Source organism: Lysobacter zhanggongensis (assembly GCF_046638635.1).
Lineage (GTDB): Bacteria > Pseudomonadota > Gammaproteobacteria > Xanthomonadales > Xanthomonadaceae > Novilysobacter > Novilysobacter luteus.
On the sequence record NZ_JBJXHK010000189.1, the window covers coordinates 1 to 503 of the forward strand.

The window sequence follows — 503 nt, forward strand, 5'->3', positions numbered from 1 at the left end:
ACCGCCAAACGCGCCATGCCAGCGCGCGCCAGCACCTTGGCCCATGGCTGCAACTGCGCGGCCACGGGGGCCTGCCGCTGATCGCGATCGGCCGCCCCGGCGGCGCAACAACCCCACCGCCACCCTGACCCCCCGGACGGCCTTCGTCCGAGGCTCGGCACATAAAGTGCTTGACATCGCCCAAGTGTATCGTTGTAGTAATACACATGGACGCAACCCTGCTGCACATCCAACCCGCCGCCCCGCAGCCGATCTACCGGCAGATCGCCGAACAGATCCGCCGCCTCGTCGCAGGCGGGCAACTGGCCGCCGGCACCACGCTGCCGTCGGTGCGCGACGTCGCCGCCGCGCACGCCATCAACCCGATGACGGTCTCCAAGGCGTACAGCCAGCTGGAGGCCGAAGGCGTGCTCGAGCGCCAGCGCGGCAAGGGCATGGCAGTGGCCGCGGGCGCCGCCGCGCCGCCGTCGCCGCAGCAGCGCTGGGACCTGCTCGAACCCGCC

At 71.6% G+C, this 503-nt stretch carries 1 protein-coding gene; it reads left to right on the forward strand.

The genetic code is table 11. The features are described from left to right. Nucleotides 1-206: 206 nt before the first annotated feature. Nucleotides 207-503 (forward strand): GntR family transcriptional regulator (locus ACKVMH_RS13620; protein ID WP_412700681.1); only part of this gene is annotated, 297 nt, incomplete at its 3' end.